The organism is Streptomyces griseoviridis, assembly GCF_005222485.1.
GTDB lineage: Bacteria > Actinomycetota > Actinomycetes > Streptomycetales > Streptomycetaceae > Streptomyces > Streptomyces hintoniae.
Genome location: NZ_CP029078.1, coordinates 8,845,699 through 8,872,014, shown reverse-complemented (window position 1 = coordinate 8,872,014; position 26,316 = coordinate 8,845,699). Strand labels below are relative to the sequence as shown.

Here is a 26,316-nt window from a genome sequence, read left to right as displayed (position 1 = left end):
CTGCCACGAACAGCTACTGAGGTGGCGGACCAGCCGTAGGGCGGAGTCCTGGAATCAGGTCGCCGCGTGGCCCGCATGTGCTCGCGACCAGCACAACAACGTCACGGGGAAGGAAGACCTTGATCTACTGCGGAATCGACTGGGCCGAGCGGCATCACGACGTCGCCCTGGTCGACGACAGCGGCCAGTTAATCGCGAAGCTGCGCATCACCGACGATGCCGTCGGCTACCGCGCGTTGCTTGACCTACTGGCCGAGCACGGTGACGCCGAGCAGGCGCCGATCCCGGTCGCGATCGAGACCTCGCGCGGCCTGCTGGTGCCTGTGCTGCGGACCGGGAAGCGCAAGGTTTTTGCGATCAGCCCGATGGCTGCTGCTCGCTACCGCGACAGGCATAGCGTGTCGCGCAAGAAGTCCGACCCTGGCGATGCCCTCGTACTGGCAAACAACTTGCGCACGGACACGCACGCTCACCGTCCCTTGCCTGACGACAGCGAACTCGGTCGAGCGATCGCCGTGCTGGCCCGCGCCCAGCAGGACGCGACGTGGAACCGTCAGCAGATCTCCAAGCAACTCGGCTCCCCCGCGTGAGTACTACCCTGCCGCGCTGGCCGCCTTCGAGCCTTGGAGGAACGCTCCCTGCCGACGGGAAGCACGGGAGATCCTGGGGGGGGTCGCTGCCACGCCGACCCAGGCTGCACGGCGCACGCGCAGCTGCAGGTCGCTCTGAAACGCGCCGGTCATGAACGGAGCATCGCCACCGAAGCGGACCGCGTCCGTGACATCTTCCGGGCCGAGTGGGCCCACCACTCGCCGCTGGTCGAAGAAGCCCTCGGCAAGCAGACGCACGCCCTCCTGGCGCAGCTGGAGGCAGCCTGCACGGCTGCCGACGACCTCGCTGGGGCGGTCGAAGACGCTTTCCCTCAGCACCCGAACGCTGACATCCTCCTCAGCTTCCCCGGCCTCGGCGTCCAACTCGGCGCCCGGGTGCTTGCCGAGATCGGCGACGACCGCAATCGCTTTGCCGACGCCCGCGGCCTGACGGCATACGCAGGCTCCTCGCCCATCACCAGAGCCTCTGGGAAGAAGTCGAGCGTCTCCCGGCGATGGGTGAAGAACGACCGGCTCAACCACGCCGGCTACTTTCGAGCCTTCACCGAACAACGCGAATGTCCGGCAGCACCGAGGCGTCCACGCCTTGCCTGGCGAGAACGGTCCGCGCCAGTTCCCGGACAGCATTCCACCCGGGGTCGCGGCCAAGAGCCGCTGTCGTCCACCGGTTCGTGGTTTCGTCGCGTGTCATCCCGTCGAAGATCGAGTCGATCACCCGCAGGTCGGGCAACGAGTCACGGCCGAGGAGCCCTTCCTCCACCAAGCGCTCGGCCATACGGAATGCGTGCTCGAAATCGAGGGCGATCTCGTCCGTCACGACACCGTGTCTCTCCAACCACGCTGTCTGGTCCGATGCCGATGCCGCCATCACCGTCAGCGACTCGATCAGGAGGCGCCGGCGAAACGAAGAACCGTGAGTATCCACGGCGGGATCATCCCACTCGTCTCGGAGAAAGGATCTGTCTGTTCGACCGTCTCCAGCAGCCGACTTGACCCGTTATCCCCCTGAGGTGTCTCGTTCGCACCGAGCCCCCGTCACCGACTGCGGCCGTCAAGCACCGCCTCGTTCCTTCACAGTTGTGTGCCATGGCCGCTTGACAGCCAGTTCGTCACGGTTCGCCGGTCCCCCCATTACCTCCGTATTGCCGCGGCGTTGCGCACCATGACCGCACATGTCGTGTTCATGACCCTCTTGGGGATTCCTTGCCCCGTCGCCGGGAGCGGCCGCATCGTCGCTGCAAGGCACCGACCCGAGTGCCGGTCAAGGCCCGGCGCGTGCCCGTCCCGCACGGCACGTGCCCGACCGAGGAGGACCTTCGATGAGAGCAGTACGCGTCGTCAGGCGGAGGATCGCCATCGCCCTCGCCACCACGGCGGCGACGGCCGTCGCCGCCGCCGTCACCGCGTTACCCGCCGACGCCGTACCGCGCGAAGGCACGGTGCTGGGGGCCGGATCCGCCGACGCCGTGTCCGGCAGCTACCTGGTGACCCTCAAGGACGATGTCGGCTTCAAGGCGAACGCCGCACAGGGCAGGAACCTGATCGCCGAGTACGGCGGCAAGGTCAAGCGGACCTACACCGCCGCGCTGAACGGCTACGCCGCCACCCTCAGCGGCAGCCAGGCCAGGAAGCTCGCGGCCGACCCGGACGTCGCCTCCGTCGAGCAGGACCAGGTGGTCCACACGCTCGGCACCCAGACGAACGCGCCCTGGGGCCTCGACCGGATCGACCAGAGCAACCTCCCGCTGAGCGGCACCTACACCTACCCCGACAACGGGGGCAGCGGTTCGACCGTGTACGTCCTCGACACCGGCGTCCGTATCACGCACCAGGAGATCGCCGGACGGGCCTCCTACGGCTGGGACTTCGTCGACAACGACGCCACCGCCCAGGACGGCTACGGCCACGGCACCTTCGTCGCCACGGTCACCGCGGGCACCACCTACGGCGTCGCCAAGAAGGCGAAGATCGTGGCGGTCCGGGTGCTCGGCAACGACGGCTCCGGGACCACCGCGGGCGTCATCGCCGGCGTGGACTGGATCACCGCCAACCATGTCGCCGACTCCGTCGCCAACGTCTCGCTCGGCGGCGGCGCCAGCACCACGCTCGACAGCGCGGTGAACAACTCCATCGCGTCCGGCGTCACTTACTCCATAGCGGCCGGCAACTCCGGCGCCCTGGCCTCCAACTACTCACCGGCGCGGGTCGCCGCGGCGATCACCGTGGGCGCCACCACCAGCGCCGACGCCCGAGCCAGCTACTCCAACTACGGTCCGACGGTGGACCTCTTCGCCCCCGGGTCCGGCATCACCGCGGCCTGGAACAGCTCCGACACCGCCACGTACACCGGTAACGGCACCTCGTTCGCCGCCCCGCACGTCTCCGGCGCGGCGGCGCTCTACCTGACCGCGCACCCGGGCTCGTCCCCGGCCGCCGTCGCCTCCGCCCTGGTGGGCGGGGCGACCAACAACGTCCTCACGGGGATCGGCACCGGCTCGCCGAACAAGCTGCTGAAGCTCGTGCCGTGACAGCGCGCGCCGCAGCCGGGGCTCCCCCGCCCGACCGCGGCGCGCGTGGCGACAACCGGCGCCTGCGCCGGGGCGGCTCCCTCCCGGTACCTCGGGCGGGGGCCGTCCCGGCGCGCCGCCGTCACCTGGACAACCACGTACACACACCGCCGCGTCGGTGGGACGGGACGAACGTGAGCACGAAGCAGCCGAGGACGCTCAGGACCGTGACCGGAGCGGGCGGCACGTCGGAGACCTACGACCTGGCGCTCGACCCGGGCAGCTCCACCCTGGACCGGGCGGTGCGCGTGGCGCGGCTCGCCGAGGCCGCGCGGATCGACGCGCTGTTCACCGCCGACCTGCTGCGGTTCGACGCGCAGGGCGGCATCGGCACCCAGGAGCCGCTGGTGTTCGTCTCGGCGCTGAGCCAGGTGACCTCGCGGATCGGCCTGATCGCCACGGTCTCCTCCACCTTCCACCATCCGTTCAACCTGGCCCGGCTGTTCGGCACCCTGGACCATGTCAGCAAGGGCCGGGCCGCCTGGAACCTGGTGACCTCGGCGGTCGGCGAGGAGAACTTCGGGCCCGGCGGACTGCCCAGCCCGGAGGACCGCTACGCGCGCGCCGCGGAGACGCTCGAGGTGGTCAACGCGTTGTGGGACAGCTGGGAGCACGACGCGCTGACCGTCGGCGCGGACGGGCGGGCGGTGCTGCACCGCGACCGGGTGCACCCCGTCCACCACGCGGGCCGTTTCTTCGAGGTGGCCGGGCCGCTCAACATCCCGCCGCTGCCGCAGGGCCGCCCGGTGCAGATCCAGGCCGGGCAGTCCGACGCGGGACGGGCGTTGGGCGCCCGGTACGCCGAGATCGTCTTCACCTCCCTGCCCACTCTGGAGATCGCCGCGGACTTCACCCGGAGGATCCGCGGCGAGGCCCGCCGTCTCGGACGCCGGGACGGGCTGCCGCTGATCTTCTCCTCGCTGCACGCGACCTACGGCGCCACCGAGCGGGAGGCACGGCGTCTGGTCAGGGAGCGGCACGAGGCGATCGACTTCGAGCGCGGACGTGCGCAGGTGGCCGACATGCTGGGCGGCGGGGTCGACCTGTCCGAGGTGCCCCTCGACGCGAGGCTCCCCGAGAGCCTGTTGCCCGACCTCACGACCGTCAACGGGCGGCGCGGGCGCGTCGAGATCTTCTCCGGCTACGCGCGGGCGGGCCGCACCCTGCGGGAACTCGTCGTCGCGGCGCAGGACACCGGTCACTGGGCCGAGGCGGGCACACCCGAGCAGATCGCGGACGCCGTCGAGGAACGGTTCAGGGCCGGCGTCCTCGACGTCATCACCCTGGGCGATCTCGCCGACCCGGTCCAGCACGACTTCGCCGTCAACGGTCTGCTGCACGAGCTGCGCCGGCGGAAGATCGTCGCCCCCGACTACACCGGCGCCACCCTGCGCGAGAACCTCGGTCTCGAACGTCCCGCCCGGGTCGGCACCGCCGCCCTTCGCTGAGGCACGCGCGCCGCCTCGGCGAACCCTCCGTTGCGGCTCGCGTCCCTTGTCCGTGCCGCCCGTTCACACCCGCGGGCCTGATGCCGGACGGTCGCGGGGCGGCCCGTCGGTGGGAGCCGGCCGCCGCCGGGGCGAGCCGGCCTTCGGCCGGTTCCCGGACGGAGCCCCGGATGACGGCACGGCGACCGACCACCGTCTCAACCGCAGGGCGACGGCGACGGCGGCGAGGACGGCCACCGCGGCGCCCGACGCCAGTCCCGCGCGGGCCCCCGCGTGCTGGGAGATCCAGCCGATCACCGGCCCGCCGATCGGAGCGCCGCCCATCGAGATCACGGTGTACACCGCCATCACCCGGCCGCGCATCGCCTCGCTGACCTCGGTCTGGACGAACGCGCTGACCGCCGTGTTGAGCGTCATCAGTGTGAATCCGGTCGGCAGCAGCAGCGCCAGGAAGGCGTAGTAGCCGGGCATGAGCGCGGCGACGGCCTCGCTGACGCCCAGCAGCACCGCGCCGGTCACCACCGTCCGGACCCGGGGCGAGGAGCGGCGGGTGGCGACGAGCGTTCCGGCGATCGTGCCGACGGAGAGCGCGGTCGACATGAATCCGAGGCCGCTTGAGCCGACGTCGAAGACGCGTCCGGCGAACAGTGTCAACGTCGTCGGGAAGTTCACCGCGAAGGTGGAGACGAGCCCGAAGACCGTGAAGACGGCGACCAGATCGGGCCGGCCCAGGACGTAGCGCAGTCCGGCCGCGCCCGCGCCCGCCCAGGGGGTCCGCTCCGCGCGGACCGGCCTCTTCTTCGGGCGGATCGTCAGCAGCCCGGCGATCACGACCGCGAAGGAGACGGCGTTGACGGCGAAGACCCAGCCGGTGCCGATCACGCCGATCAGCACCCCGGCGATGGCGGGTCCGATCAGCCGGGACGCGTTCAGGGAGAGGATGTTGAGTCCGGCCGCGTTCGGTATGAGGTGTCCGCCGACCAGCTCCGTGACGAAGGAGAGCCGCGCGGGGTTCTCGACCGTGAACACGCAGCCGAGTCCGAACGACAGCAGGTAGACCGACCAGAGCGGCGCGTGCCCCGCAAGCACCAGGACGGTGAGCAGCGTCGCCTGCGCCGCGTACAGGGACTGCGTCCACAGCAGCAGGGTGCGCCGGTCGCAGCGGTCGGCGAGCACTCCGCCCCAGACCCCGAAGAGGAGGACGGGCGCGAACTGGAGGCCCATCGCCCAGCCGACCGCGGTCCCGCTGTGGGTGAGGGTCAGGACGAACCAGTCGAGCGCCACCCCCTGCATAGCGGTGCCGGTGTTCGAGACGAGGCCGGTACTCCAGTAGACGCGGTAGTCGCGGACGCGAAGCGCGCTGAAGACCCCGGGGCGTGCGGTGCTCCTGGACACGGTGATCCTCCGTCGGACGTGCGGGGGCGCGAGGGCGCGGGACACGGCGGTCGCCGGCACGGGGCCGCACGGCGCACACGGCGCGCGAGGGGCGGCGCGGGGGTGTGCGGGTGGGCTCAGCGGCCGGCGGGGTACCGCGGACAGAGGGCGCTGCTGACCCGGAGCAGGTCGATGTGGCGTCGGGCGACGGCCCCCGCGAAGGCGCGGTCGTGGGACGGCGCACGACGGTCGCGCTCCGAGGAGCACCGTGCCCGCACGCGCGTCACCTCACCGTCGTCGCAGCGGCCGGGAGGGCGCTGTCGCCGACCCGCTGTGATCACTCTGACGGTAGCCGGTCGGGGTCGCGCCAACAACGGCTCGCGGCCTGGGCCTTCGGCCGCCGACGCCCCTGGACGGCATTGACGGTCGGCGGCAGCGCTCCGTAAGGTCGGGACCGGCAGCGACTGTCAGTCCGGGGCCGACACGAAGGGGATCAGCATGCTGCGCGGCGGCGACCTGAGTCCCTCGGTGGCGGACGCGGTGGTATTCTCCCGCCTCGCGCGTCGACGCCACATCGATCTGCGTCTCGTCGCCAACTGCCTCTGTCAGGGCTTCCCTTCGTCGAACGGCTGACCCTTCCCGGTCGGTCGCGCCGCAGCGGACCCGCCGACGCCCGGCCGACCGGGCCGCGTCCCGAGGACCGGCGCCGGGAGCCAGGAGCCGGGAGCCGAGGCCGTCACCCTGTTCCCGGCCGGTCCTCCATCACCACCGCTCCCGCACCCGTTCCGGCTCCCGCCGACACACGCGGACCACTCCCCCTCGCCCGCCGAAACCGGCATCCCCGACGTCCCGTTCGCCCCCGTGCGCCGCCGGTCCCCCGCCTTCCGGCGGCCACCGCGCCGCGGGCCGCCCGGGTACACCACGACCTGAGGACACCCCACATGACCGGACCCACCATCACCTCGCTGGCCTTTCTCACCCCGGGCAACTTCCTCGACGACGACCCGGGTCCGGGCCTGGAGGAGACCCTCCAACTCTTCGAGTTCGGGGAGCGGTTGGGCTTCGACGGCGCCTGGATACGGCAGCGGCACCTGGAGCACGGGGTGGGTTCCGCCGCGGTGCTCCTCGCGGCGGCCGGGCAGCGGACCCGGCGCGTCGAACTGGGCACCGCCGTCATCCCCATCGGCTACGAGAACCCGTTCCGGCTGGCCGAGGACCTGTCCCTGGCCGACGTCCTGTCGCAGGGCAGGCTCCAGGTCGGCTTGAGCACCGGCATGCCGCACGCCGAGCTGCTCGGCGACCTCGTGCACGACGGGGAGTGGCGCTCCTTCGACCTGTCGTACGGCCGGGTGGCCAAGGTCGTCGGCCATCTGCGCGGTGACTACCTCGGCGGCCCTGACACCGTGATCCACTCACCCGGCACCACCCAGCGGCCACGGCTTCAGCCGTACGCGGCCGGTCTCGCGGACCGGGTCTGGTACGGCGGCGGCAGCCTGCGTTCGGTCCGCTGGGCGGCCGGCCAGGGACTGAACCTGCTGACGGGCAACGTCGTCTCCGGTGAGCGGACGGACGACTTCACCACGGCTCAGCTGGACCTGCTGACCGCGTACGAGGACACGCTCGCCGCGGGCAGGCGGACGAGGACGGCGCTGGGCCGGGTCATCGTGCCCTTCGACACCGCCGACGCGGCCACCCGCGCCCGCTACCGCGCGTACGCGAAGGGCAGGCACGAGCGCACCCTGGCGCCGCAGGGACCGAAACGGACGCTGTTCGCACCGGACCTGGTCGGCACGGCCGAGCAGATCCTGGAGCGTCTGGCCGCGGACCCGGTCGTCGCACGGGTGCCTGAGCTGCGCCTTGAGCTGCCGTACGAGTTCCACCGCGAGGAGTACGAGCAGATCCTGTACGACGTCCGCCACCTGATCGCGCCCGAACTCGGCTGGCGGCCCGCGCAGCCGCCCGTGCCCGCGCTCAGGGCGGTCACGTGAGTGAGCCGGGCCCCCGGGCACCACCGGCCGGGCATCACTGGCCGGGCATCACTGGCCGGGCACCACCGGCCGGGCGGCAGGGGCCGGGAAGGGGATGCGGAGAGTTCGGCGCCCGAAACGTAAAATCCAGCGGTGCTCTCTCGCGCCGGTGGACCGACCGGCGGGATTCCCTTTTCTCACCTTGTCTCCGCAGGAGGACCGCCTCATGGCTGACCGACCCTTGACGCTGATGGCCGTGCACGCCCACCCCGACGACGAGGCCACCGGAACCGGGGGGATCCTCGCGCGGTACGCGGCCGAGGGCATCCGCACGGTCCTGGTGACCTGTACCGACGGCGGTTGCGGCGACGGCCCCGGAGGGGTCAAGCCCGGCGAGGCGGGCCACGATCCGGCCGCCGTCGCCGTGATGCGCCGCCAGGAACTGGAGGCGAGCTGTGCCGTGCTCAAGATCAGCGACCTGGAGACGCTGGACTACGCCGACTCCGGAATGATGGGCTGGGCGAGCAACGACGCTCCCGGCTCCTTCTGGCGGACCCCCGTGGAGGAAGCCGCCGCCCGGCTCGCCGACCTCATGCTGCGCTACCGGCCCGACGTGGTCGTCACCTATGACGAGAACGGCTTCTACGGGCACCCCGACCACATCCAGGCGCACCGCATCACGATGGCGGCGCTGGAGAAGGTCGCGTCGACCCCGAAGGTGTACTGGACGACGATGCCCCACTCGCAGATGCAGCGGTTCGGCGAGGCGATGCGCGAGTTCAACGAGGACATGCCGGAGATGGATCCCGCCGAGGCCGCCGCGCTGGCCGAGATCGGCCTGCCGGACGACGAGGTCACCACCTGGGTGGACACCACGCCGTTCAGCGGTCAGAAGTTCGACGCGCTGGCCGCGCACGCCAGCCAGGGCGAGAACATCTTCTTCCTCAAGATGGGCAAGGAGAGGTTCGCGGAGTTCATGGGCGTCGAGACCTTCGTGCGGGTGCGGGACACCACCGGCGCGGACGTACCCGAGACCGATCTCTTCGCCGGACTGCGCTGACCCGCACCCGCACCCGTACGCCACCCGGGGCCCGGTCGGCAGCGCGCGGGCGGATCTCACGCTCGGGGGCGAGCAGCAGGTCGGCCTGGGACCCGGCCGGCGGCGCGCGGGCGAATCCCTTCCCTCCCCCTCCCGCCGGACGACGACCGGCGGGAGGGGGGCCGCGGAAAGCGGTGCGGCGCCGGGGCGGACGCCAGGGGCGCCAGGGCGGAGGTCAGAGGCGTCGCGCGCGTGGGGGCATCTCGCGCGTCGGGGCGGGCGCCGGCGCGGAGCCGAGGGTCACCCGCTACGGGTGACGCGGTCCGCCTCGGCAGGTGTGAAGTTCGACGTGGGTGCCCCGGTGGTACCGGGGCGCGTGGCGAGGAGGTCCTGTCGTGACCACGCACCGAGCGACCACACCGCACGAGCGCCTCTCCCCGGACGAGAGCGCCGCCCTCGGCAAGGCGGTGCGGGCCCGGGTCCCCCGCTCCGCGCACGGCGACTTCGAGCCCTCCGGGACCCGGACGGACCCCGTCGACGTCATCGAGAAGCAGTCCGCCAGCCGCGTCCAGGACCTGATCCCGATCCGCTACGGACGCATGTCGGAGTCCCCGTTCCGCTTCTACCGGGGCGCCGCCGCGATCATGGCGGGCGACCTGGCCACCACCCCGGACTCGGGGCTGCGCGTCCAGCTCTGCGGTGACGCGCACCTGCTCAACTTCAGGCTGCTGGCCTCACCGGAGCGCCACCTGCTGTTCGACATCAACGACTTCGACGAGACCCTGCCGGGACCGTGGGAGTGGGACGTCAAACGGCTCGCCGCCAGCCTGGTCATCGCGGGCCGCGAGAACGGCTTCAGCCGCGCGGAACGCGCGACGATCGTCCGCGCGGCCGTGCGGTCCTACCGCGAGCGGATGCGGGAGTACGCCGCCATGCGCCACCTCGACGTGTGGTACGCGAAGGCCAGCGCCGAACAGCTGCGGGCGGTGGCCGCCGAGCAGTTGCCGGGGCGGGAGAGCAGACGGCTGTCGGCCGTCATGGACAAGGCGCGCACCCGCGACAGCCTCCAGGCGTTCGAGAAGCTCACCGAGGTCGTCGACGGGCAGCGGCGCATCGCCTCCGTGCCGCCCACCCTGGTCCGGGCGGCCGACCTGCTGCCGGCCCCCGAAAGAGGCCGGCTGGAGGACACGTTCCACGATCTGGTGTCGCGGTACGCGCGCAGCCTCTCCACCGACCACGCGCGACTGCTGCGGCAGTTCACCATGGTCGACATGGCGCGCAAGGTGGTCGGCGTCGGCAGTGTCGGCACCCGCTGCTGGATCATCCTGCTGCTCGGCAGGGACGGCGACGATCCGCTGCTGCTCCAGGCCAAGGAGGCCGACGAGTCGGTCCTCGCCCCCTACGCGGGCGCGAGCGAGTACGACTCCCAGGGCCAACGGGTCGTCGCGGGGCAGCGGTTGATGCAGGCGGCCAGCGACATCTTCCTCGGCTGGGAACGCGTGCACGCGCCCGACGGCCACGACCGGGACTTCTACGTACGGCAGTTGCGCGACTGGAAGGGCATCGCCCAGCCCTCCCGCCAAGTACCGCGCACCATGCGGGCGTTCGGCGAGGTCTGCGGCGGGACGCTCGCACGGGCCCACGCCCGCTCCGGGAACCGGATCGCCATCGCCTCCTATCTGGGACGCGGTGACGTCTTCGACCGTGCGCTCGCCCGGTTCGCCGAGCGCTACGCCGACCTGAACGAACACGATCACCAAGCGCTGCTCGACTCGGTCGCGGCCGGCCGGGTCAGCGCCCGAGCGGCCTGACGAGCGACCGGAGGCGAGTCATGAACGGCCCTGTGTTCCTGGCGTACGACTACCCCGTCCTGGGGGCTTTCTGGACGGTCCTGTTCATCACCCTCGCGACCATGTGGTTCATCCTGCTGTTCCGGGTGGTCGCCGACATCTTCCGTGACCACACCATGGGCGGGCCGCAGAAGGCACTCTGGCTCATCTGCGTGCTGTGCCTGCCCTTCCTCGGCGTGTTCGTCTACGTCCTCGCCCGTGGCGGCGCGATGGGCGAACGCGAGGCACGCAGGGACGCGGAGCTGCGCCAGGCGATGTCCGCGTCCGCCGCCCGGACCGGCGCACCCTCTGGGACGACGCCGAGGGACCTCGACGAGCTGGCCAAGCTCGCCGATCTCAAGGCCCACGGAGACATCTCGGAGGCGGAGTACGCGCACGCGAAGGAGAGGATTCTGCACTGAGGGCCCGTCCTCTGTCCCGACGGCGGAGGGAAAGCCGCGGCGGTACGGGGACACGGGAGTGCCCTTGCTGGCACGGGGAGACAGAGGCTGACACGGGGAGTCAGAGCAGGTCCAGTTCCTGGGCGCGGCGCACGGCTTCTCCCCGGCGGTTGGCGCCCAGTTTGCGGAAGATGCTCTTGAGGTGGGACTTGACTGTGTTGACGGACAGGAACAGGTCGTCGGCGACTTCCTCGGTCGACTTCAGCTGAGCCACCTGCCGCAGGACATCGCACTCTCGCCTGCTGAGCGGTTCGACGACGACGGCACGGACGGCGTCGGCGCGGCCGACGGCGCCGGGTTCGGTAGGGCGGGCGGCGCCGGGTTCGGTAGGGCGGGCGGGGTCGGGCTGTCCGACGCGGCGGTGGGCGACGTCGGTCGCCGCGGGGAGCCAGCCGTCGGCCGGCATCCGGCTTCCGCGCAGGGCCCGGCCGAGCCAGGGGCCGGCCTCCAGGAACGGGCGGCGCAGCTGTTCGGGCCGGGCGAGATCGAGGGCGCGCACGGCCAGGTGCCGCGCCGTCCGGGTGTCCCCGAGCCGTTCCGCGACCTCCGCTCGCGCCAGCACGGCACGCACCACGAGCGCGGGGCCCCCATCCGGCGCGACGGGGTGGGAGGCGAGGAGGGCGAGCGCGGACGCGTGATCCCCCAGCGCGAGGTGCGCGCGGGCCGCGACGACGGCGCACTCCGGGCTGAGGACCGCGCATCCCGGGCTGTCTGGGGCGCGCTCCGTTCTGTCGCCGGCGCACCTCGTTCTGTCGGCGGCGCACTCCGGGCTGCGGGCGGTGGTCGCGTCCAGCGCCCGGAGCGCCGCCCCGGGATCTCCGCCCACCAGGTCCGCCGTGGCTTCGGCCAGCGCCGTGCGCTCATTCACCCAGGGCGAGCGGACCCCTGCGGGAGAGCGGCCGTCGGCCTCGGACAGCGCCCGCAGGGCGGCCCTCGGATCGCCTTCGGCGAGCAGAAGACGGGAGTTCAGTAGCGCGATGCCCGACGCGACGACCGGGTCGCCTCCGGCCCCGGCCGACGCGCCCGCTCGACGCAAGTGGGCCCGTGCGGCGCCGAGTTGGTCACGCTCGACGGCGATACCGGCGAGGACGAGAGCGACGACACCACTGCGGCGGCCCACCGGCAGACCGGCTCGCTCGGCGACGAGCGTGGCGGCACGGGCGGACTCGTCCGCTTCGCCGTACCGGCCGCGCAGCGAGTCGATCAGCGCGATCCGGCCCAGGGCCTCGTACCGAGGGCCCGCTGTCGCCGGAAGGTCAGGGAGGTCGACCGCCGCCGAGAGAGTTCTCCTCGCGAAGTCAAGGCGTCCGGCCCACAGTTGGGCGGCGCCGAGGTCGGACAGCAGCAGGGCGGGCAGTTCGGGGTGGCCGGCCATCCGCTCGGCCGGCAGGAGGCGTCCGAGTCTCTCGGCGGTCAGGGCGGCGGCTTCGGCCATGTCCGCCGAGCCGAGCAGCCTGCTCGCCAGGACACGCAGCAGGGCCAGCGTCAGTCGCGCGGCCACGTCGTTCTGGGGCCGCCGCAGTTCCGCCTCCGCCCGCCGCATTTCCGCCTCCGCCCGCCGCAGATGAACGACCCCTGCGGCGACGTCGTACCGTGCGAGACGGCGGGCCGCCCGCACCAGGCTGGGGGCCGCGCCAGGAAGGTCAGGGGGCATGCGCGCCAGGTCGGCGTCCAGGCTCTCGGGGTCGATGTCCGTGAGCAGCCGTCCGACGGCGAGTGAGCCGACGAAGAGGTCGGCGGCGCACTCCCAGTCGCCCGCGGCGGCGGCCTGGGGCAGGGCGTCGTCCAGGTGTCCGGCCTCGGAGAGCCACCGGGCCGCCGTGTGCCGCAGTTCCCGTTCGAGACCGGGCCGCCGGTCGCGCAGCCGGGCCCGCAGGGCCTGCGCGAACAGCGGATGGATGCGGTAGCGGGAGCGCCCGACGGTGGTCACGAAGGCGTTCGCCCGTTCCAGTTCCGCCAAGATGCCCTCGGCACGCCGGCCGCCGGTCAGCGCGTCGGCCAGACCGGGGTGGACCTGCGTCAGCACGCTCGCCCTCAGCAGCAGTTCCTGGGCCTCGGCCGACTGCCCGGCCAGCACCTCCGCGAGCAGGAAATCGGCGACGCTGCCGTGTCCCGGGTCGAAGTCGGCGAGGCACCTCTCCGGATCGTCGCTCCGCGTCATGGCCAGGGCGTACAGCCGTGTCCCGGCCGCCCACCCCTCGGTGCGCCCGGCCAGCCGTCGCACCGTCTCGTTCGTGGGGTTCAGGCCGTGGCGCAGCAGGAGGGCGCTGGTCTCCTCGGGACGGAACGCCAGGTCGGGGGCGCGGATCTCCGTGATCTCGTCGGCCGCGCGCCACCGATGCAGGGGCAGGAGCGGGTCCGAGCGGCTGATCAGCACCAGCCGCAGGCCCCGGCCGGCGTGCCGCAGCACGAACTCCACCTGCTCGGCGACCTCCCGGGAGGACGCCCGGTCGAACTCGTCCAGCACGAGGAGAACGGGACCGGCGCGTCCGTTCAGATGCGCGGCGAGACGGGCCGGCGACAGGGAGCCGATGTCGTCGGCGCGGGTCGGGTTCCCGACGCCCGGGGGCGTGGGGACTCCGTGATGGCGCATGGCCTCGATCACATACGCCCAGAACGCGCCGGGGGACGTGTCGCCCTGTTCCATCGTGAGCCACACGGTGGGCCACGGCACCGGCGTGGAGGTGATCCAGTCCGCGACACACAGGGTCTTGCCCGCCCCCGCGGGACCGGTCACCAGCGTCAACGGCCCGGCCACCCCGTCCGCCAGCCGCTCCAGGAGCCGCCCTCTACGGACAAAGGTCGGCGGGACCGGGGGAACGTCGAACCGGGTGGACAGAATCGGCTCACCCGCGGTCGACAGGGCGCGGCCATCGCGTGACGCGCGGGGCGGGGGGCGCGGTACTGGTGTGTGGACCATCCTGGCCGCCGTGGCTCGGTTGCGAGCGGCGCGTGAGGCACAGTGGCGTGCCTGGGCACAGCCGCACGCCGGCGTACGCGAGCGCGACTGGGCACAGCCCCGCGCCTGGACCCGCACGCGCACCTGGGCACACGCGCGTGCCGGGGGCGATGCGCCGCCTTTCATGTCCCTATGTCGACGTTACAGCGTGCGGGGCGCACGCCCCAGCGCAGAGTGCAGGGGGCGGGACGGGGTCGGGTGAGGGGCGGGGCGAGGGCGGGAGGCGAGGGCGGGGCGTCGGGCACCTGGGGGGCCGCACGCCTGGAGAGGGGCCGCGCGCCGGGGAGAGGCCGCGCCCGGGGAGAGGCCGCACGCCAGGGAGGGGCCGGCCGCTCAGGGAGGGGCCGGCCGCTCCACCACCCGCTACCGCGCCCGTCGCCGCGCGACGACCCCCTCCAGCATCGCCGCCAGGATGCGCGCCAGCCGTGGCTCGACGTCCACGATCGCGTGCGCCAGGCGCGGATCGGCGCGGTACAGCGCCGCGATCTCCGGGCCGGGGGTCGCGATGTTCCAGAACGAGCCTGCCATCGAGGTCGCGGCGGCCATCAGGTCCACCCCGTCGGCCTCGGTCAGCTCCGGCAGCCGGGTGCGGACGGCGGTGACGATCGCGTCGACCGCGGTCAGGGTCACCAGCTTGAACGCGCGCACCGCCTCGACCGAGACGTTGCGTTCGAGGTTCATCGGCGCCTGGGCGAGCAGGTCGCAGAACATGCCGCGGGCCGCGAGGGTGCGGGCGAAGGCCGCGGCCACGCCTGCCGCGTCGCCCTCGGGGACCTGACCGATCTCGGCGCACAGGACCGGCGCCCACTCCTGCCAGTCGGCCGCGGTCAGGCGCAGGAAGATCTCCTCCCGCGTCTCGAAGTACCGCAGCAGCGCGGACTTGTGCATGCCGACGGTCGCGGCGATGTCGGTCAGCGTGACCTGCCGGATGCCGCGCTCGGCGCCCAGAGCCCGCGCGGCGTCCAGGATGGCGGCCTCCCGCCGCTGCTTGGCCTGCGGGGACCGGGCGCGCTGGAAGTCCGTTGTGTCCACGGCCCCATGTTAGCGCAACCAAGTTGCACTATTACCGCAACCGTGTTGCACTAAAAGCATGACGAAGAACACGCCCGAAGACACGACAGAAGACACGACGCAAGGCACGCCGAACGGCACGCCGGAAGACGCACCGAGCGGAGCGACGGGGGACACGGCCGGCACCGCACGGCAGACCTGGTTCGTCACGGGCTCCTCCCGCGGCTTCGGCCGCGCCCTGGTCCGCGCCGCGCTCGACGCGGGCGACACCGTGGCGGCGACGGCCCGACGACCCGAGCAACTCGACGACCTGGTGGCCGAGTTCGGCGACCGGATCGCCCCGATCGCGCTCGACGTGACCGACCCCGGGGCCGCGAGGGCGGCGCTGGAGGAGGCCCGGAAACGCTTCGGACGGATCGACGTGCTGGTCAACAACGCCGGGTACGCCAACGTCTCCCCCATCGAGACCACCGCCGAGGACGACTTCCGCGCCCAGTTCGAGACGAACTTCTGGGGCGTCTACAACGTCACCAAGGCGGCGATCCCCCTGCTGCGCGAGCAGGGCGGCGGCCTGGTCGTCCAGTTCTCCTCCATGGGCGGTCGCGTCGGTGGCTCCCCGGGCATCGCCTCGTACCAGGCGGCGAAGTTCGCGATCGACGGCTTCAGCCGGGTGCTGCGCGCGGAGACCGCGCCGTTCGGGGTCAAGGTCCTGGTCGTCGAACCGAGCGGGTTCCGCACCGATTGGGCCGGCTCCTCGATGACCGTGCACGAGGTACCCGAGGCGTACGAGGGCACCGTCGGCGCGATCAACCGACGGATCCGGCAGAGCACCGAAGGCCCGGCGGGCGACCCGGTACGCGCGGCGGAGATCCTGGTCCGGATCGCGAAGCGCCACGACATCCCGACCAACCTCGCGCTCGGCGTGACGGCGTCGGAGGGGTCCATCGCACTGGACCGGCGACTGCTGGCCCAGGACGAGAAGTGGAGCGCCGTCGGACGGTCCGCGGACTCCACCGAGAACTATCCGCCGGAGTTCCCCGAGGACGACGTGCTCTGACGATTCTCAGGTGTCCCGCCCCCTTGGCCGGGCGCAGTCTCCGAGGAGCCACTGCGACGCCCGCTCGACGACGACGCGGGTCACCCCTGGTGGCGACGGGGGTCAGGCGCGCTCGGGGCGACCGTCCGCGCCGCCTTCGGCCGCTGTCCCGGGGACGGCGCCGGGCCTGGCGGTGTGGTCTGGGTGGCCGTCCGTGCGGCGCCGCTCTTTCAGCTCCGCTTCGTACAGATGGTCGCGGCCCTCGGCCAGTTCGCGGCGGACCCGGTCCTCGATGTCCTTGAACGGCTCGTAGTAGGTGGCGTTGTACTCCTCGACGATCTGGAAGGTCCAGCGCCCGGGAATGACGTTGCGGCCCAGGATCTCCCCGCGCACCCGCTCCGCCCACTCGGGGTGACCGGCCTCGCGCAGCAGTCCCACGGCGAGGTCAAGCTCGAGGTCGGCGCCGCCGGTCAGCTGGTGGAAGGAGTACAGGTGGCCGCGGGCGCGTTCGGTCGTCTCCAGCGCCTTCGACAGCGCGCCCAGTGCCTCCACGACCGCGTCCGAGACACCCGGCGGACGTCGATGCGCGCTGTCCGGTTCATCACGATGACTACTCATGGAGTCATCGGTTCCCCGAACGACGCACACCCCGCGCCTCCCGGCCCTGGGCTCGCTCGATGGGACCACGCCCCGGGCCGCGAGCCGTCCGCCGAAAGCCGTGCGGCCCATGGGGCGTTGGGAGTCCGCATCATGGCGCGGGGCACCCCCAACAGGTGCGCGGGAAGCCGTCCTTGAATCGCGCTGCCCACAGCGCCCGGGGCGTGTTTCACTTCCCCGATGTCAACGACTCTCGGCGCACCGCGACCTGATCAGGCCACCTACATGCTGCGAGCCGCGGCCGGCGCCGGCCGGGGGTACAAGCGGGAGCTGCTGGAGCTGTTGGACGTCCGTCCCGGTCAGACCGCGCTGGATGTGGGGTGCGGGCCAGGCACCGATCTTCCCTCGCTCGCCGAACGGGTCGGGGTGAACGGCACGGTGATCGGCGTCGATCGTGACCCGGCGATGCTCGCCGAGGCGCGCCGTCGCACCAGCGGTCTGCCGACCGTGCGGATCAGCGCGGCGGACGCCCATGCCCTCCCGGTCCGGCCCGGCACCGTGGACCGGGCCAAGGTCGACCGGGTCCTCATGCATGTCGCCGATCCGCCCAAGGTGCTGGAGCAGCTCCGCGCGGTCACCCGGCCAGGCGCCCGGATCGCCCTGGCCGAGCCGGACTGGGACACCCTCGTGGTCGACGCCTCGGATCTCGACACGAGCCGCGCGTTCACCCGCTACACCACCTCCGAGGTCGTCCGGCACGCCACCATCGGGCGCGGCCTCGCCCGGCTCGCGCGGCAGACCGGCTTCGTCGTCGAGACGGTGCGGGCCACGACCCCGGTCTTCCTCGACTTCCACGACGCCGATCACACGCTCGGACTCTGCCGCAACATGGAGCGCGCCATAAGGGACGGTCACATCGACGCGACGCGCGGTCGCCGATGGTTCGCCGCCCTCTCCGACGGACCCTTCTTCGCCTCTTTCACCCTCGTCACGGTGGTCTGCTCCCGTTGAGAGCGGGTTGGGGGCTGGGTCTCGGGTGCGGGGGGCGGAGCGTCGTGGCCCCCCGGCCCTCCTCCCTCAGTTGGTCCCCTCCTCACGCGTGGTGTGTGTCGCCGTCAGCTCCGTGAGGTCGGCGAGCAGTTCGGATGCCGTCACTTGGTCGAGTTCGGCGAAGGTGAGGTGGGCCGGCTCTCCCCGTGGGCTCCATGCGCTGGGCTGGTCGGACAGGCCCACGTACTCAAGTGACTGGTCTCCAGTGACGTCGACGGCGCCGATCGTGAACCCCTCCGACGGGCTGACGACGATCCAGCGGTTCTTCGCGACCCGCTTGGCCAGCTGGCACTGCAGACCCCCGAACATCGGCTCGTCGCGCTCCCAGCCGCGTCGTTCCAGGCCGAGCAGTGCGGTGGTCGGCACGGTGAGGTTCTCGAAGCGCTCCAGCCGGTCGCCGGCCGCCTCGTCGTCCGTGAGCCGGTGCACGGCGCGCGCGAGTTGCGGGAAGGGCTGTGTGATCGCTTCGGCGGCCAGCAGGTTCTGCCAGTCCGTCACGTGCTCACCGAGGTGGAGCGGATGCGCCAGCCGTACCGTGGCGTCCTCCGGGAGGGTGAACTCCTGGTCGTGGACGTCGGTGAACGTGCGGTCCTTCCGCACCCGGAACGGTGTCACCGCAGCGGCGTCGGCAACCGCAGCCATGGCCGTGGCCACGCCCGCGCCCGTGGTGGCCACTGGCTCGTGCGGCGCTCTCTCCGCAGGGTCTGCCGGGACGCACAGCCAGACCAGGCGCCGCGTCAGCCGCGACAGCAGGGGGTGGGAGACGAACCGTTCGCGGAAGGCGTCGGTCGTCCAGGCGCGGCCCGTCACCATCGCGCTCTCCAGGCGGCGCACCTGGTCGGCGGCCACCGTCCGCACGTCCTTCTTCAGGGCCGTGAACCGCTTGCGTTCCGTCGAGGCCAGTTCGTCGTCGTCGCGGGCGTCCGGCTTGGGCAGGTCCTTGCGGCGCTTGCCGTTCTGGTCGAGGACGTACGGCCGTAGCTGGTCGTCGAAGCCCACGGTGAAGCGTCGGGGTCCGTAGTCCACGACCGTCGAGCAGTCCGCGTCCAGGCCGAGGTCGGGCACCAGCAGGTCGGCCAGTTCCTCGGGGGGAAGGCCCCGGTCGGCCGCCACCTGTTCGATCCTCTCCTGGGCGCGTGTCCTGAGTGCCTTGAACTTCACCCGCTGGGACACCCCGTGCAAGTGCGTCAGCGCCACGTCGCTGCCGATGGCCGCGAGGACGTCAAGCCCTTCCACGGCCCGCTGGTGCAATCCCTCGCCGGGCCAGAGCCGGACGATCGGTGCCAGTCGGCGCGCGGTGTCGTCGTCGCCGAGCCATCCCAGGGCGTGCAGCGCCCAGCTCTCCTTGGCGGGCATCCCGGACACCCGCCACTGCTCGAACAGGGCCCAGGCGAAGGAGGCCAGCGATGCGGGATCGGTGGTCTCCTGCACCGTCTGCACGCCCGTGTAGACCGCGCCCGGCTTGGAGATCGCCAGCATGGTGAGGAGATGCCGTACGGAGTCGTCCGGGAGTGCCGAGGTGCCCTCGCGCAGCAGCACGCGCGGCAGCAGCCGGGGGGCCGCCCAGGCGGCGGGGGCCGGTATCCGTGACGGCAGGGCGAGTTCGAGACGGTCGGCCGACAGCAGGTCCCGGATGACGTCGACCGCCTCCGGTCCGTGCGCGGCGGCCGCGTCGAGGACGGCGTCCTTGCCGTGGGTGGCGGCCAGTGACCGCAGCGCGTGCTCGGCGTTGTGGCGGGCGGGGCCCGCCGGGCCGGCCGCGTCCGGCACCAGGAGCGAGGCGGCGTCGGTGCCGTGCCGGGCGAACCAGGCGCGGGTGGTGGCCCTCGTGGACTTCAACCGGACGTGCCAGTCGGCCATCAGCCGCGCGACCGCTACCTGCCGGTAGGGCAGGAGCAGTTCGCCGGCCGTGGGCTGCTGGACCGCCGCGTGCAGCAGCGGGGGCAGCGCGTCCTCCTCCCAGCGGGCGGCCACCGGCTTCAGCTCGTCCACGAGGGTCCACATGTTGTCGGGAGTCCACCGGGCCAGCAGCGGACGGTAGGTGTCGGGGCCGTCGGCGAACAGGGCCGCCAGGCGGTAGTTGTCGAGGTGCCCGAACCGCTCCTCGACGGTTCGGGCGTCGGGGAACGGCTCCTGCTGCCCGCGTCGCGCCCGCCGTTCGGGCTCCTCGACGGCGGCCCACGCCTCGCGCTCATCCGGACGCCACCGCATCCGGATCTCCTCGTCGGCGACGAGTCCCTTGACGGTTCTCGGTTCAGGGGAGGTCCGCCCGCTGGTCCATGGCGGGCTCACCAGGAGGGCGGGCAGCGTGTCGGCGGGCGCGTCGGGGACGGTGGGATGCAGCAACCGCCTTATCCGGGCCGCGGGTCCTGGCGGGAGCTGGGCGAGGCGCGGCTCCAGCAGCTCGCCGTGCGTGGCGACATGCGCGGTCAGCAACTGGTCGAGCAGGAAGGAGTTGCGGCCCTGCGCGGGCGCCGCCCGGCCCGCGAGCAGGCGTGCCGCGCGTACCGGGTACCGGCGGGCCGCCTCCAGCAGCGCCGGGCGGGCCTCCTTGTCGTCGGCGTGCGCCATCAGCAGCTCGAACGCCTCGTCCGTCGGCAGTTCGACCAGGACGCTCGCCAGTTCCTCCGCCGACGCGCCGCCCGTCGGGGTGCGGTGTCGCCAGATCAGCGCGATGAGCGCGGCGACGGCGGGACCGACGCCCTCGGCGACGGTGGCCGCGGTCTCAAGACTGCCGTCGTGGGCGGACACCCCGCCCTCGCGCAGCAGTGAGCGCAGCTGCTTCTCGTCGTTCAGAGACTCGAACAGCATGGCCCGTACGACACGGTCCTCCCGGCCGCTCTCCCCCGGGTCCGCGCAGCACTCCGCGACCCAGTCGGTCTCGTCCGGGGCCAGGTACGACACCACGATGCGGCGTCGGGCATCGCCTCGGTGCGCGGCCAGCGCCGCGACCACTTCGCGGTACTGGGGCTCGCCTGCCGTCGACAGCAGCGCCCGTGTGCGGTCGGCGGCGCCCCGGCGCAGCCACAGGCGGGGCGAGCGGCCGTCTTCGGGCAGGACGGCGAGTCGGGTGGTCCTGTCGTAGTCGTCCTCGTGGTCGATCGCGAACAGCTCCACGGTGGCGCGGGCCGCGAAGACCCGCCCGTGCCGCAGGTGCCAGGCGTCGACGACCTCGTCGTAGATCAGCCTCCCGCGATCGCTGGCGACGGCCAGCACCGCGGCGCCGACCGGGTCGGCCGTGCCGTCCAGGAAGCGGCGTGCGGCGGCTGCCAGTTCGGGGTCGATGTCCGGGGTGGCCCGGCCGGCGAGTATGTCGGCCAGTTTCTCCTTCGCCGTCGCGAGGCGCCGCTCCCAGGAGTCGAGGGCGGCGTCGTGCGGGTGGTGGACGTAGGAGGCGATGCCGCCCCAGCGCGGGCGGAGCCTGTGCCGCCAGGCGGCGGGCAGCGTGAAGGTGTCCTCGTCGGGTGGTGCGCCCTCGGCGTGTGCGGTGACCGCCGTCCGCGGCGCGTGGCCGGCGTCCACCGACGCGTACCTCTGGTCTTCCGTCTCCTGCACGGCCTTCGCCCCGTTCCTCGGATCCGCGCCGACGCGCGTCGGCACTCCTGTGATGAGCCCGCGTGCGACGCGGCTGATCTTCGGAATTCACAGTAGACGGGACCACTGACAACGGCCTTCGACCGCGGTTCGGGGACGGAAAAGGCCAGTTCAGAGGCGGGGAAGGGGAGTTCAGGGGCAGGGAGGGCAGTTCAGGGACCGGGGGCGGGAGTTCCGGCGGTCGGCGGCGGCGTCGTGGGGGCGCCGCTCACACCGGCGCCGATGTCGTCGCCTCCGCGATCGAGGACGTCGTCAGCCGACCGGGGCGAGGCACGGTCGCGGTCGGCCCCGGCACCCGCCGGCCCGTCGCGACGGGCCCGGTCGACGCAGGTCAACGGCGCACGGGTGACTCACTCTTTCGAGACAGGCCGGACGTGGCTGCTTTCATCGCGGCATTCTCGGCGAATCTCATCAGAGTGTGAACAGGGCCTCTACGATGAGTAGTCGATTCTGGAGGGCCGTCATGGAGATGCCGTACACCGAGCCCGAGGCGATCAAGCCCCGGCCGGACTATCCGCCCAGGACACCGCCTCCCCCGAAGAAACCGCCGAGCCCGCCGCCTCCGGAGCCGCCCCGGAGTGAACTCCTCGCGGGCCTGCCCGTACCGCAGCGCGCCGGACGCGTCGGCCATCCCGTCATGAGGAACCGGCGCGGCGCCTCCTGGTCCCTCGAGGCGCGGCCCTGGGTGGCGGCCAAGGCGGCCAGAGAGGTCGCGGGCCGTCTCGCCGCCTGGGGGTTCGTGACACCGCGGCATCTCGACGACGTGGTGCGTCTGGTGGTCGAAACGGTCGTCGAGGACGGCGGTCGGCGGGTCAGCGTGCACCTGTCCGAGCAGGACGACAGGGCCCTGATCCTGGGGTTCAGTCATCAGGCCGCCGCGCCCGGCGCACCGCTTGCCGAGACGGTTCTGCCCGCGCTGCGCGACTTCGGCACGGACAGTTGCGGCACGGAAGTGACCTCTGAAGGGCGGCAGGTGTGGGCGCTGTTGGCCCTCACCGCCGCACCCCGGCGCTCCCGGTAGCACGGCGATATCGGCGGCCAGGGAACGGCCGGCGCCGCCTTCGGCCGACCGGCGGGCCGGGGCACAGCGTGTTCTTCGACGACGGGCCGCATCCCAAGCCGACCCATCCCGCGCCCGGAGAACGTCCCGCCGGGTCCTCGCCGTTCAGGAGCGGGCGGTCGGTCTCCGTGGGGGCGGGACGGATCGCAGCAGTTCCCACAGCGGGTGTGTGCCCGACGCCCACGTTCCCAGGGTGTGGCGGTCGACGACGTGCAGGCGCTGCTGCTTCGCGAAGGCCACGGCCGGTGCGGTGACCCGGCCGTTCGTCACGATCACCGCGATGTCCGCGCCGTGGACCTGCCGGGCCGTGCCGTTGAGAACCTGGAGGTCGGGCGTGCCGACGGCGGAGCCGGCCAGGCCGTCGCGGCGGTGCTTGCACTGGATCACCCAGAGCCGCCCGAACGGGTCGGTGGCCTTGACGTCGGCGCCCAGGTCGCCGCCGCCTCCGACTCTGACCGCGTCCGCGCAGCCGTCCCGGCGCATCAACTCCCGCACCGCGTCCTCGAACCGGGCGTGGTGGAGGCCGTCCAGGTGCGGCAGCGCGTAGCGCAGGCCCCGCACGCGCACCGCCTCCCACCGGGCCTGCTGCCGTCTGTGGTGCAGCAGGGCCGCGCCTGCCGACACCGCGAGTATGCCGAGGGCCACGAGCACCCACCAGTGCGTCAGCAGCCAGTTGACGACGGCCAGGACCGCGGCGACGGCCAGAACAGCGGCCAGGAGTGCGCCGACCAGCCGGTCGTTCGCGCGCTGCCTGCGGCCGACGCGTCCGTAGGGGTGACGGCGGGCCGGTGCGCGACGTCGGGCGGGCGGGCGTCTGCGGTACGTCGTCCGGCGCCCGCGGGTGCGGGGGCTCATCGGCTGCCCCGGGTGACGCCGCTCGCCAACTCCTCGATCTTGTGCAGGATTCCCTGGCCCGCCGGGGTGGGTGCGATCACCACACCCAGCGCCAGGACGATGACGACGGTCAGCCTCTCGTCGACCCGGCTGCGGGCCTCCGTGCGCCGTCTCAGCCTCCAGACCACGATGACCGCGAGCAGCACCGCCACGTTGATGGTCAGCAACCGTCCAGACCTCCCCCACCGACCGGCCATGTCGTCCGGGGCGGCGGTCGGACGCCACCCCGGTCCTCCTGTGTAGCGGTGACTCGGCGGCGGGGACGGCCGGTCGCCGACCAATGGCACAAACCCATCGGATCTGGCCGAATACCGTGCAGTGGATCAACCGCCGGCCTTTACGGTCGATCGTCATCGAGGGCACCAGCTCGCGGACTTCTCCGTCAGCATCGACAAGGCCCGCGACCGGCTCCATTACCGTCCGCCGATGTCCAACCGGGACGCCGTCCTGGCCTCCTACGGCTGGGGGCGCGCCCAGCGGGCCGCTCTCCCGCCCGGCGCGGCGGACGGCAGAGCGACTCGCCCCCGGCCGGCCCCTCACCGAACGGCCCTTCCCCGGGCGGCACTTCGGCCCGGCGTCCGCGCGGAAGCCCGCGCTTGCTGATGACCGTCACCTCCCTCTGGACCGCTCGACGCGGCGCGCTGGCGAGCGGTCGGCTGGGAGTACCGGGCGCTGGGACGGCCGTGACGGATCCGCCGGGCGTGAACTCCGGGCGGCGCGCGGCCGGTTACAACTCTTGCCGTCTCTCGGAGGTCCAACGGGGCGCAGGCACCAGCTGAGCGACTTCTGAGGAAACAGACCATGACGCAGAGACAGTCCGCGGTGATCGCCGCCGCCTCCTTCCTGATACTGGCGGGCGCGGCCATCACCGCGGCCCCCGGCGCCTACGCGGGCACGCCCGGCGGGACGCGCGCCGTCGACCGCAACAGCGACTTCGACGGCGACGGCTACGACGACGTCCTGATCGGGGCGCCGACCGGCACCGACGGCACGCGCGAGGGGGCCGGTTACGTCACCGTCCAGTACGGGGCGGCGCGCGGCATCGGCACGGCCACCGGCGCGCGCGCCGGGCGCACCGCCGTCTTCGGCCAGGACACCCCCGGCGTCCCCGGGACCGCCGAGGCCGGCGACGGCTTCGGCAGTGCCGTGGCCACCGGGGACCTCGACGGCGACGGCTACGACGACGCGATCGTGGCCGCGCCGGGCGAGGACGTCGGTGCCGTGCAGGACGCGGGCCGGGCGACCGTCCTCTTCGGCTCCCGCACGGGACTCGGCGCGGCCCGCAGCGTCACCTTCGGGGCGGCCACGCCCAGGGCGGGCGACCGGTTCGGGCTGTCGGTGGCGGCGGCCCGGCTGACCGGCGCCACCCCCGGCGACGTCCTCGCGGTGGCCGACCGGCGGGGCGCTGACCTGTTCACCTGGAGCGCCGGAATCCTCAAGGCGACGGGCCGCGTCGACACCGACGTCGCACCGGGCGACGAGCGGATCGAGCCGGCGTCGCTGACCACGGGCGACTACGACGCGGACGGCTACGCCGACCTGGTGGTGTCGGGCCGCAGCCTGGAGGAGGACGGCAGCGGACGGGCGGCCGTGTACAACGGCGGTGCGGACGGGCTCCGTTACGCGCGGGACCTGCCCGGCGGCCCGGCCACCGCCTCGGGGGACATCGACAACGACGGGTACGACGACCTGGTCTTCGGCAGGCCCGACCGTCCCGAGGACATCTACGAACCGCTCACCGGCGGGACCGTCCTCGTCTACCTGGGCAGCGCGAACACTTTCCAGGACCTCGACGATCTCGGCACGCCCGCCCAGGTGTGGGCGCAGTACAGCCCCGGCGTCCCGGGCACCGCGGAACTCGGCGACGCCTTCGGGGCCGATGTGTCGCTGGCCGACGTCGACGGCGACGGCCACACCGACCTGGCCGTCGGCGTCCCGGGCGAGGACATCGGCACGGTGCGGGACGCGGGTGCCGTGGTGGTGCTGCGCGGCACGGCCCGGGGCCTGACGGCGACGGGCGCGGTCTCCTTCAACCAGGGGTCCGCGGACGTCCCGGGCACGGTGGAGAAGGACGACCGCTTCGGCGGACAGGTCAGGCTCGTCGACACGGACCGCGACGGCCGCGGCGAACTGCTGGCCACCGCGCCGGGCGAGAACACCGGCGACGGCGTGGCCTGGCTGCTGCCCGCGACGGCCGACGGCATCGTGGCCCGCGGCTCGTGGAGCTACGGCGGGGGCTCCCTGGCCGCGCCGGGCGGCGACGCGCACTTCGGCGCGGCGGTCGACGAGTGAACCGGGGCGCGTGCGGGAGTCGTTGACCCACGGGGAGCCCGTGCCACCCGTGACCGGAGCGCGTGCGGCGGCCGTTGACCCGCCGGAAGCCCGTGCCACCCGTGACCGGGGTTGCGTGCGGCGGCCGTTGGCCTGCCGGGAACCCGTGCCACCCGTGAGACGATCACGGTGACCGTGAGTTGACGTGGACGTGGGGGAGAAATGGGCATCGCTCTGCTGGTCGGGGTCCTGGCGCTGGTCGTCGGGGGATGCGTGTGCGTGGTGTGGGCCGACCGCGGTGGGCCTCGCTGGGTGCGCGTCGTGGCGGCCATGACGCTCGGCGTGAGCGCGCTGGTGCGCGGCTCGGCGAAGAGGCAGCGGCGAGGCATCGGCACGACGTCGTCCGACGGGGACGACTAGGGTCTGCCCTTCGGATCACGCGGCGGGTCGCGGTCCTGGTACTCCAGCGAGACTTCGTGTCCTGAGCTGATCCTTCGCAAGCCGGAGGACCTTCGTGCTGGAGATCGGCTGCAACGACGGGGTCATGC

General features: G+C 72.8%; 21 protein-coding genes and 1 pseudogene. 13 read left to right on the top strand and 9 right to left on the bottom strand.

Translation table 11 applies throughout. The features are described from left to right. Nucleotides 1–119: 119 nt before the first annotated feature. Nucleotides 120–1,181, top strand: a pseudogene (locus DDJ31_RS38265) (IS110 family transposase); the annotation flags it as partial. Here the strand turns inward: DDJ31_RS38265 and DDJ31_RS38260 are convergent. Further along, complete coding sequence (locus tag DDJ31_RS38260) at nt 1,153–1,428, bottom strand: hypothetical protein (protein ID WP_240677920.1); 276 nt, start codon at nt 1,426–1,428, stop codon at nt 1,153–1,155. The pseudogene DDJ31_RS38265 and the gene DDJ31_RS38260 sit on opposite strands and share 29 nt — an antisense overlap. A gap of 502 nt (nt 1,429–1,930) precedes the next feature. Here DDJ31_RS38260 and DDJ31_RS38255 point away from each other — a divergent pair. Both DDJ31_RS38255 and DDJ31_RS38250 read left to right on the top strand, forming a co-directional pair. Beyond that, nucleotides 1,931–3,139, top strand: a complete 1,209-nt coding sequence (locus DDJ31_RS38255) for a S8 family peptidase (protein ID WP_127175847.1) — start codon at nt 1,931–1,933, stop codon at nt 3,137–3,139. A gap of 173 nt (nt 3,140–3,312) precedes the next feature. Further along, nucleotides 3,313–4,626, top strand: a complete 1,314-nt coding sequence (locus DDJ31_RS38250; protein WP_127175848.1) for an NtaA/DmoA family FMN-dependent monooxygenase — start codon at nt 3,313–3,315, stop codon at nt 4,624–4,626. A 63-nt stretch (nt 4,627–4,689) separates the two neighbouring features. Here DDJ31_RS38250 and DDJ31_RS38245 read toward each other — a convergent pair whose 3' ends face one another. Together DDJ31_RS38245 and DDJ31_RS39965 are read right to left on the bottom strand one after the other, a co-directional pair. Next, on the bottom strand, nt 4,690–6,021 hold the full coding sequence (locus DDJ31_RS38245; RefSeq protein ID WP_164784805.1) for an MFS transporter: 1,332 nt from the start codon (nt 6,019–6,021) through the stop codon (nt 4,690–4,692). A 116-nt stretch (nt 6,022–6,137) separates the two neighbouring features. Then, entirely contained in the window at nt 6,138–6,278 is a 141-nt protein-coding gene (locus DDJ31_RS39965; RefSeq protein ID WP_360013252.1) for a putative leader peptide, read from the bottom strand. 220 nt (nt 6,279–6,498) lie between these two features. Here DDJ31_RS39965 and DDJ31_RS39790 point away from each other — a divergent pair, with 220 nt between their 5' ends. The 5 genes from DDJ31_RS39790 (at nt 6,499) to DDJ31_RS38225 (ending at nt 11,257) form a co-directional block, all read left to right on the top strand. Then, complete coding sequence (locus DDJ31_RS39790; RefSeq protein WP_276319286.1) at nt 6,499–6,633, top strand: hypothetical protein; 135 nt, start codon at nt 6,499–6,501, stop codon at nt 6,631–6,633. A 308-nt stretch (nt 6,634–6,941) separates the two neighbouring features. Then, nucleotides 6,942–7,988, top strand: a complete 1,047-nt coding sequence (locus DDJ31_RS38240; RefSeq protein ID WP_127175850.1) for an LLM class flavin-dependent oxidoreductase — start codon at nt 6,942–6,944, stop codon at nt 7,986–7,988. A gap of 205 nt (nt 7,989–8,193) precedes the next feature. After that, nucleotides 8,194–9,027, top strand: a complete 834-nt coding sequence (locus DDJ31_RS38235; protein WP_127175851.1) for a PIG-L family deacetylase — start codon at nt 8,194–8,196, stop codon at nt 9,025–9,027. Between the two features lie 374 nt (nt 9,028–9,401). Next, on the top strand, nt 9,402–10,817 hold the full coding sequence (locus DDJ31_RS38230; RefSeq protein ID WP_127175852.1) for a DUF2252 domain-containing protein: 1,416 nt from the start codon (nt 9,402–9,404) through the stop codon (nt 10,815–10,817). A gap of 20 nt (nt 10,818–10,837) precedes the next feature. Next, nucleotides 10,838–11,257 (top strand): SHOCT domain-containing protein, encoded by a 420-nt coding sequence (locus tag DDJ31_RS38225; RefSeq protein ID WP_127175853.1) that lies wholly within the window; start codon nt 10,838–10,840, stop codon nt 11,255–11,257. Nucleotides 11,258–11,357: 100 nt separating this feature from the next. On the opposite strand, the gene DDJ31_RS38220 is transcribed toward DDJ31_RS38225, so the two are convergent. Together DDJ31_RS38220 and DDJ31_RS38215 are read right to left on the bottom strand one after the other, a co-directional pair. After that, entirely contained in the window at nt 11,358–14,033 is a 2,676-nt protein-coding gene (locus tag DDJ31_RS38220; RefSeq protein WP_240678352.1) for a LuxR C-terminal-related transcriptional regulator, read from the bottom strand. 585 nt (nt 14,034–14,618) lie between these two features. After that, nucleotides 14,619–15,287: a TetR family transcriptional regulator gene (locus DDJ31_RS38215; RefSeq protein ID WP_127175855.1), complete on the bottom strand. Its 669-nt coding sequence runs from the start codon at nt 15,285–15,287 to the stop codon at nt 14,619–14,621. A 58-nt stretch (nt 15,288–15,345) separates the two neighbouring features. Here DDJ31_RS38215 and DDJ31_RS38210 point away from each other — a divergent pair, with 58 nt between their 5' ends. Then, nucleotides 15,346–16,323, top strand: coding sequence for an SDR family NAD(P)-dependent oxidoreductase (locus DDJ31_RS38210; protein WP_127175856.1), 978 nt, complete (start codon nt 15,346–15,348; stop codon nt 16,321–16,323). 102 nt (nt 16,324–16,425) lie between these two features. On the opposite strand, the gene DDJ31_RS38205 is transcribed toward DDJ31_RS38210, so the two are convergent. Continuing rightward, entirely contained in the window at nt 16,426–16,920 is a 495-nt protein-coding gene (locus DDJ31_RS38205) for a hypothetical protein (RefSeq protein ID WP_127175857.1), read from the bottom strand. Nucleotides 16,921–17,139: 219 nt separating this feature from the next. On the opposite strand from DDJ31_RS38205, the gene DDJ31_RS38200 reads away from it, so the two are divergent. Next, complete coding sequence (locus tag DDJ31_RS38200; RefSeq protein ID WP_127175858.1) at nt 17,140–17,910, top strand: methyltransferase domain-containing protein; 771 nt, start codon at nt 17,140–17,142, stop codon at nt 17,908–17,910. 66 nt (nt 17,911–17,976) lie between these two features. Here the strand turns inward: DDJ31_RS38200 and DDJ31_RS38195 are convergent, their stop codons facing one another. Beyond that, nucleotides 17,977–21,504 (bottom strand): DUF4132 domain-containing protein, encoded by a 3,528-nt coding sequence (locus DDJ31_RS38195; protein ID WP_240677921.1) that lies wholly within the window; start codon nt 21,502–21,504, stop codon nt 17,977–17,979. Nucleotides 21,505–22,006: 502 nt separating this feature from the next. On the opposite strand from DDJ31_RS38195, the gene DDJ31_RS38190 reads away from it, so the two are divergent. Continuing rightward, on the top strand, nt 22,007–22,564 hold the full coding sequence (locus DDJ31_RS38190) for a hypothetical protein (RefSeq protein WP_240677922.1): 558 nt from the start codon (nt 22,007–22,009) through the stop codon (nt 22,562–22,564). Between the two features lie 144 nt (nt 22,565–22,708). Here the strand turns inward: DDJ31_RS38190 and DDJ31_RS38185 are convergent, their stop codons facing one another. Together DDJ31_RS38185 and DDJ31_RS38180 are read right to left on the bottom strand one after the other, a co-directional pair. Beyond that, nucleotides 22,709–23,458: a restriction endonuclease gene (locus tag DDJ31_RS38185; protein WP_127175859.1), complete on the bottom strand. Its 750-nt coding sequence runs from the start codon at nt 23,456–23,458 to the stop codon at nt 22,709–22,711. Continuing rightward, a complete protein-coding gene (locus DDJ31_RS38180) occupies nt 23,455–23,664 on the bottom strand; it encodes a hypothetical protein (RefSeq protein WP_127175860.1) in 210 nt (69 codons plus the stop codon). The genes DDJ31_RS38185 and DDJ31_RS38180 overlap by 4 nt, the downstream gene beginning before the upstream one ends. A gap of 634 nt (nt 23,665–24,298) precedes the next feature. On the opposite strand from DDJ31_RS38180, the gene DDJ31_RS38175 reads away from it, so the two are divergent. After that, complete coding sequence (locus DDJ31_RS38175) at nt 24,299–25,789, top strand: FG-GAP-like repeat-containing protein (protein ID WP_127175861.1); 1,491 nt, start codon at nt 24,299–24,301, stop codon at nt 25,787–25,789. 201 nt (nt 25,790–25,990) lie between these two features. Continuing rightward, nucleotides 25,991–26,188, top strand: a complete 198-nt coding sequence (locus DDJ31_RS38170; protein ID WP_127175862.1) for a hypothetical protein — start codon at nt 25,991–25,993, stop codon at nt 26,186–26,188. Nucleotides 26,189–26,316: the final 128 nt, after the last annotated feature.

Excerpts from the sequence above, each read along its gene's own strand:
- DDJ31_RS38240 (WP_127175850.1), top strand. The coding sequence starts at position 6,942 with ATGACCGGACCCACCATCACCTCGCTGGCCTTTCTCACCCCGGGCAAC.
- DDJ31_RS38190 (WP_240677922.1), top strand. The coding sequence starts at position 22,007 with ATGGAGATGCCGTACACCGAGCCCGAGGCGATCAAGCCCCGGCCGGAC.
- DDJ31_RS38170 (WP_127175862.1), top strand. The coding sequence starts at position 25,991 with ATGGGCATCGCTCTGCTGGTCGGGGTCCTGGCGCTGGTCGTCGGGGGA.
- DDJ31_RS38210 (WP_127175856.1), top strand. The coding sequence starts at position 15,346 with ATGACGAAGAACACGCCCGAAGACACGACAGAAGACACGACGCAAGGC.
- DDJ31_RS38225 (WP_127175853.1), top strand. The coding sequence starts at position 10,838 with ATGAACGGCCCTGTGTTCCTGGCGTACGACTACCCCGTCCTGGGGGCT.
- DDJ31_RS39790 (WP_276319286.1), top strand. The coding sequence starts at position 6,499 with ATGCTGCGCGGCGGCGACCTGAGTCCCTCGGTGGCGGACGCGGTGGTA.
- DDJ31_RS38185 (WP_127175859.1), bottom strand. The coding sequence starts at position 23,458 with ATGAGCCCCCGCACCCGCGGGCGCCGGACGACGTACCGCAGACGCCCG.
- DDJ31_RS38205 (WP_127175857.1), bottom strand. The coding sequence starts at position 16,920 with ATGAGTAGTCATCGTGATGAACCGGACAGCGCGCATCGACGTCCGCCG.
- DDJ31_RS38255 (WP_127175847.1), top strand. The coding sequence starts at position 1,931 with ATGAGAGCAGTACGCGTCGTCAGGCGGAGGATCGCCATCGCCCTCGCC.
- DDJ31_RS38235 (WP_127175851.1), top strand. The coding sequence starts at position 8,194 with ATGGCTGACCGACCCTTGACGCTGATGGCCGTGCACGCCCACCCCGAC.
- DDJ31_RS38175 (WP_127175861.1), top strand. The coding sequence starts at position 24,299 with ATGACGCAGAGACAGTCCGCGGTGATCGCCGCCGCCTCCTTCCTGATA.
- DDJ31_RS38200 (WP_127175858.1), top strand. The coding sequence starts at position 17,140 with ATGTCAACGACTCTCGGCGCACCGCGACCTGATCAGGCCACCTACATG.